Here is a 5,735-nt window from a genome sequence, read left to right as displayed (position 1 = left end):
TACGTTGGTTTCTGGCGTTCTTTTCTCCGTAAATATCCGCAAAGCGATGTTGATGAAGCTTTTCGTTTGTTAGAACGGGTTGGTCTGGATCATATGGCGGACAAACGCGCAGATGAGTTGTCTGGTGGTCAGAGACAGCGTGTTGGTATTGCGCGCGCCTTGATTCAGGATCCGGAACTTCTTTTAGTCGATGAACCAACTGCCTCTCTTGATCCGAAAACATCACGTCAAATTATGCGATTGATCTGTGAACTCTGTGCGGAACGTAATCTTGCGGCAATTATTAACATTCACGATGTTGCTTTGGCGCAAATGTTTGTTCAGCGGGTTATTGGCCTACGTTTTGGCGAAGTGGTTTATGACGGCCCACCCGATCAACTTAAGCCGGATATCTTAACTGAAATTTATGGTGAAGAAGATTGGGAAGCGACCATCGAAGCCGTGGATGAGGACGACGAGGCGGAACAGGGGGCTGTTGCATGAGCGCTTCGATGACTGCTTCGCGCAAATGGCGAAAGCCGCCGATGATCAAAAACCCTCTTATGCGTTGGGGGTTGACCACTGGGTGCTTAATTTACCTTGTGCTGGCGTTTGGCTCGTTCGATGTAAATTGGTCGCGGGTTTACGAGGGATTAGATCGTGGCTGGCAGTTTATACTTGCTTTTTCTGAGCCAGATTTTTTAAGCCGGAAGTCAGATATTATTGATGGGATGGTTGAATCTGCCATTATGACAATAACGTCAACGGCCTGTGGTATCTTGATCTCGATCCCAATTGGTCTTGGGGCTGCGCGAAATATAGCACCTTTACCAGTTTATTTTATTTGCCGGGGAATTATTGCAATTTCTCGTGCGTTACACGAAATCATTGTTGCCATTCTATTGGTTGCTATCTTTGGTTTCGGGCCTTTTGCCGGGTTTGTGACGTTGTCTTTTGCAACAATTGGCTTTCTTGCAAAGTTGCTTGCGGAAGATATCGAAGATACAGACCGTTCACAGGCCGAAGCAATTAAAGCGACAGGGGCTAGTTGGTGGCAATGGGTTACTTATGGCATTCAGCCACAGGTAATGCCGCGTTTGATCGGGTTGTCTATGTACAGGCTGGATATTAACTTCCGTGAATCTGCGATTCTCGGTTTGGTTGGGGCTGGTGGTATCGGCGCGACATTAAATACGGCGTTTGATCGTTATGAGTTTGATACAGCAGCGGCAATCATCATTATGATTATTGCCATTGTTATGCTGCTTGAATATCTCTCTGGCGTTATTCGGGCGAGGTTACAATAATGGCTATATCTACAAATAAAAATGGTCAAAAAATTTGGGCCGTCCGCGATCGAAATACCCAGTTAACGCGTTGGTTCGTATACTTTGTAGCTGTCGCTTTGATTGTTTATTGCTGGCAGACAATCTCTGAAGCTACGACCTGGTTCTTTGTTGTTGATGCTCCGCGAATTGCAGGTGACATCGGTGGTCGGGCAATGCCGCCCAAATGGTCCTATATCAATGAGCTATGGGAACCTCTTTGGGATACGATTAACATTGCAACAATCGGGACCGTTCTGTCCTTGATCATTGCTGTCCCTGTTGCCTTTATGGCTGCACGGAACACAACACCGCATCAGATTTTATGTCGGTGGCCTGCCTTATTGATCATTGTCTCCTCACGCTCAATCAATTCCCTGATCTGGGCTTTGTTATTGGTGGCGATTATTGGTCCCGGGATTTTTGCCGGAACCATTGCCATTGCTCTGCGATCTATCGGGTTTTGTGCAAAGCTTCTTTATGAGGCGATTGAAGAGATTGATGAGAAGCAGGTAGAGGCAATAACGGCGACGGGCGCGAGCAGATGGCAAGTTATGGCCTATGCTATCGTTCCACAGATCATGCCATCTTTTGCTGGAATTACTGTTTTCCGGTGGGATATTAATATCCGCGAATCAACGGTTCTTGGCCTGGTTGGAGCAGGGGGAATTGGTTTGCAGATGCAATCTTCCCTTAGTGTTCTGGCGTGGCCACAAGTTTCTTTGATTTTGCTGGTTATTTTTGCGGCTGTGATCCTTAGCGAAATGGTTTCTGCCAAGGTACGTGCTGCAATCATCTAATAAGAGAAAACCGTTCACATGACAAAAGGCCTCGAAAACGATTTCGAGGCCTTTTGTTTATGCTGAATAAGGTGAGCTTATAAATAATCATTAATGCTGCGACCTGATACGTGGCCCCACAGAATTTTCTCGTCAGTTAACATGCGTTCGATCATGCTGGCGGCATCTGTTGGTGTCATTGCTACGTCCAGATCTCTGTCGATTCCGGCAGTTGAATACATGTTAGTATCAACTTTTCCCGGATAAAACCCCATGACTCGAACACCTTTCGGGGCGCATTCAACTTCCATGCATCCCGTGAAACCGCGTATAGCCCACTTGCTTCCGGCATAGACGGAAATGGATTTCCGACAATATAGGGCGCCTGTGGAGACAACGTTGATAATTGCCCCAGATTTTTGATTTAACATGTTTGGTAACACGGCATGGGTCATAAACATGGTGCCGAGGGTGTTGGTATCCATAACAGCGCGAATATCAGCGGTGTTATAGTTTTCAAAAGCACCTTCTAGCCAAATGCCAGCATTGTTCACCAATCCCCAAACAGGTCCGATGTCCTGTTCAACGGTTTTAACAATCCGGATGCACTCTTCTTCGTTAGCTACATCCAGTTGATAGCCGGGTATGCTAAGTTTTCCGGCACAGATCTTTACCTTGTCGGGGTTGCGTCCGGTTAAAACGGGGCGATATCCTGCTTCTTTAAGCCTTTCGACGGTTGCTAGGCCAATGCCGCTGGTCGCACCAGTAATCAAAACAACTTTATTCTCGTGGGATGCACTTTGTTGGGACATGTTTAGGTGAGCTTTCGAAATAAATCTGATAATAAAACGATTAGTGTTATCTTACTGGTGTAACAGTAATAAGTGTAGCCATCCTTTTTAAGATTTTGCCTCATGAATAAAAACCTTCTTATCGTCGGACATGTTCCTTCGCCCAATACAGAAATTCTGCGTGATGCTGTGGTTAAAGGAGCAACAAGCCCTGATGTCTCGGGAATAAGAGTGGTGGTGCGAAGCCCTTTTGAGGCGAATGCTGAGGATGTTTTGAAGGCGGATGGCATTATATTGGGAACCACCGAAAACCTAGGTTATATGAGCGGGGCTTTGAAGGATTTTTTTGACCGTATCTACTATCCCTGTCTTGAGAAAAAGCAAGGCTTGCCTTATGGTATCTATATCAGGGCAGGGCATGATGGAACCGGGACCAAACGTGCTGTTGAGACGATTATTACTGGCTTACGTTGGACCCCTGTGCAGGAAGACGCATTGATCTGTCGCGGTGACTATAAATCAGAGTTTGAAAATCAATGTGAAGAACTTGGCATGTTGATGGCCGCGGGGCTAGAGGCTGGTATCTTTTAATAGAAACCTGTTGATCGTGCCGAAGCATATTTAACCTAAAAGTAATAACTGTCTACCGTGTTTGAGTTTATCCAGCGTTTTCTTCTGTGAGTTCTACAGGGTAGCCGTCGGCACGCATTTTTATGCCACAGGCCTGTTCGATCATTTTCGCGACTTCCGGCGACTGCGCCGTACCCCCAAACAGTCCTTTCGCCCGACGATAGATCTGTTGTGTTGCGCTTCCAAGTTCTAGCGGGACGCCTGTTTTATCTGCGATATCCTGTGCAAGACCCAGATCTTTTAGGACAAGATCAATGGGGAAGTTGACGTCGTAACTGCCGCTAAGAATAAGCTTTGATTCTGTTTCATGAGCAAAAGAATTGCCCGAACTGTGACGAATACCTTTCCAGATTGCATCCATATCGACACCATATTTACGGGCGAGCATCATGCCTTCGCTTGCGGCGACAAGATTGATGAAGGCAAGCATGTTTGTTACGACTTTAACAACGGTGGCGTGGCCTGTCGGTCCCATGTAGAGAATTTCGCCACCCATGATTTTCAACACAGGTTTTATCTTGTCGTAAATGGTTTCCTCGCCACCGACCAGGATTGTGATCAGACCAGAATGCGCCCTGTGAACACCGCCGGTTACGGGGCACTCCAAAGCATCAATGCCCTTTGTTTTTGCCAGGTCGGTCAGGCGTTGCAGGTCTTCGAAATCTGTGGTGCTCATTTCTATCCAGGTTGCGCCGGACGTTAGGTTTTCGAGCACACCGTTATCACCTTCGACCACAATTCTTGATGCAGCAGGGGATGGAAGGGCGGTAATAACAACTTCGGCACCGTTACAGGTTCCGGCGACATCATCTGACCATTTTGCCCCTGCCTCGAGTAAGCGATTTGCTGCTTGTTTGTTGAGATCTGTTACCGTGACATCACAACCTGCCGTGACAAGGTTCATTGCCAAAGGTTCACCAAGACTTCCCAGACCGATAAAGCCAATTTTCATTGTGTGCGCTCCCGTAATGCTCAGCCTGCCAAAGATCAGGACTGACGTTTTATTATTATATTTTTAAACCAAGGCTTAATGTCAAACAGGGTCTGGATGCATTTCCAGATGCAGGGCCTTCCCATTGTAAGGATTGGCCTCAGCAACCTGCTCGTTCAATTCAACGCCGATCCCCGGCTCTTTGGATGGGATAATATAGCCGTCTTCCCAAACCATGGGTTTTTTCAGAATTTCAGAATGAAAACCCTGCCATTGTTGGATGCTTTCCTGAATAAGGAAATTCGGGCTACAGGCCCCGATCTGAACGTTGGCGGCGCCTTCAATGGGACCACAGTAGAGGTGAGGGGCAATTTGCGCATAGCTTGCTTCTGCCATAGCCGAAATTTTCTTGGCTTCAAGGATGCCACCAACCCGACCCAGTGCAAACTGGAGGATAGAAGCCGCACCGCTTTGTAGCACGCGCTGGAATTCATATTTTGTGGCAAGTCGTTCGCCCGTTGCAATGGGAATAGAGGTGCCGCGTGCGACCTTGGCCATTTCTTCCTGATTGTCTGGTGGTGTTGGCTCTTCAAACCAAAGCGGGTCATAAGGCTCCAGACGTTTTGCCAGTCTTATTGCTCCGGCAGCGGTCATTTGACCATGGGTTCCAAACAAGAGATCACACTTATTCCCAACAGCTTCACGAATTTTTCGGGCAAATTCTTCAGAGCGATCCAATTCCTCCAGCGAAAGTTGCCGGGGATCAAACGCTGTATAAGGTCCTGCAGGGTCAAACTTAACAGCAGTAAAGCCTTGTTTTGCATAATCAGCGGCACGTTCCGCCGCCAGATCGGCATCCATATAAACGTCTGTCGTGTCACCTTCTTGCGGGTAAAGATAGGTGTAGGATCTGAGCTTCTCATGGACCTGTCCGCCCAGAAGCTCATACACAGGTTTGTCGAGGGCTTTACCAATAATATCCCAAAGGGCTGTCTCTAGACCACTTAGAATACCCATTGTCGAAATATCGGTTCTCTGTGTAAAGCCACCGGAATATACTCGTCGCCAGAGTGTTTCGATTTTGAAAGGATCCATGCCTTCGACGTGTCGCGAAAACATGTCATCAATCATGGCCTCGACAACTTTGGGATGGAAAGGGACGGAATAGACTTCTCCGATCCCTTCGATGCCTGTATCAGTTATGAGTTTTGTGAAAATCCAGTACTTGCCACCAAAATGAGGGGGAGGATTGCCGACAACGAACGTTTTTAACTCGGTAATTTTCATTTTGGCCTCAATA

Annotated in this window: 7 protein-coding genes; 4 read left to right on the top strand and 3 right to left on the bottom strand. The window is 47.2% G+C overall.

Annotated features, from left to right (window positions below; all coding sequences use genetic code 11):
* The 3 genes from Q0241_RS05245 to phnE (Q0241_RS05235) all read left to right on the top strand — a co-directional run.
* Nucleotides 1-483 (top strand): ATP-binding cassette domain-containing protein (locus Q0241_RS05245; RefSeq protein WP_299374198.1); only part of this gene is annotated, 483 nt, incomplete at its 5' end.
* Nucleotides 480-1,286: a phosphonate ABC transporter, permease protein PhnE gene (gene phnE / locus Q0241_RS05240; RefSeq protein WP_299374195.1), complete on the top strand. Its 807-nt coding sequence runs from the start codon at nucleotides 480-482 to the stop codon at nucleotides 1,284-1,286. The genes Q0241_RS05245 and phnE (Q0241_RS05240), both read left to right, overlap by 4 nt.
* Nucleotides 1,286-2,104: a phosphonate ABC transporter, permease protein PhnE gene (phnE, locus tag Q0241_RS05235; protein ID WP_299374193.1), complete on the top strand. Its 819-nt coding sequence runs from the start codon at nucleotides 1,286-1,288 to the stop codon at nucleotides 2,102-2,104. Before phnE (Q0241_RS05240) ends, phnE (Q0241_RS05235) begins: the two co-directional genes overlap by 1 nt.
* A 77-nt stretch (nucleotides 2,105-2,181) precedes the next feature.
* Here phnE (Q0241_RS05235) and Q0241_RS05230 read toward each other — a convergent pair whose 3' ends face one another.
* Complete coding sequence (locus Q0241_RS05230) at nucleotides 2,182-2,895, bottom strand: SDR family oxidoreductase (protein WP_299374190.1); 714 nt, start codon at nucleotides 2,893-2,895, stop codon at nucleotides 2,182-2,184.
* Nucleotides 2,896-2,997: 102 nt separating this feature from the next.
* Between Q0241_RS05230 and Q0241_RS05225 the strand changes: the two genes are divergently transcribed.
* Nucleotides 2,998-3,465, top strand: a complete 468-nt coding sequence (locus Q0241_RS05225; protein ID WP_299374187.1) for an NAD(P)H-dependent oxidoreductase — start codon at nucleotides 2,998-3,000, stop codon at nucleotides 3,463-3,465.
* Nucleotides 3,466-3,532: 67 nt separating this feature from the next.
* Here Q0241_RS05225 and Q0241_RS05220 read toward each other — a convergent pair whose 3' ends face one another.
* Together Q0241_RS05220 and Q0241_RS05215 are read right to left on the bottom strand one after the other, a co-directional pair.
* Nucleotides 3,533-4,456, bottom strand: a complete 924-nt coding sequence (locus Q0241_RS05220) for an NAD(P)-dependent oxidoreductase (RefSeq protein ID WP_299374184.1) — start codon at nucleotides 4,454-4,456, stop codon at nucleotides 3,533-3,535.
* Nucleotides 4,457-4,537: 81 nt separating this feature from the next.
* Nucleotides 4,538-5,735: mandelate racemase/muconate lactonizing enzyme family protein (locus Q0241_RS05215; protein ID WP_299374182.1), on the bottom strand; the 1,198-nt coding region annotated here is incomplete at its 5' end.

Origin of the sequence: uncultured Kiloniella sp. (assembly GCF_937128705.1) — a bacterium.
Lineage (GTDB): Bacteria > Pseudomonadota > Alphaproteobacteria > Kiloniellales > Kiloniellaceae > Kiloniella.
Note: the sequence above shows the minus strand (reverse complement) of the source record. Positions and strands in the feature narration are given on the sequence as shown.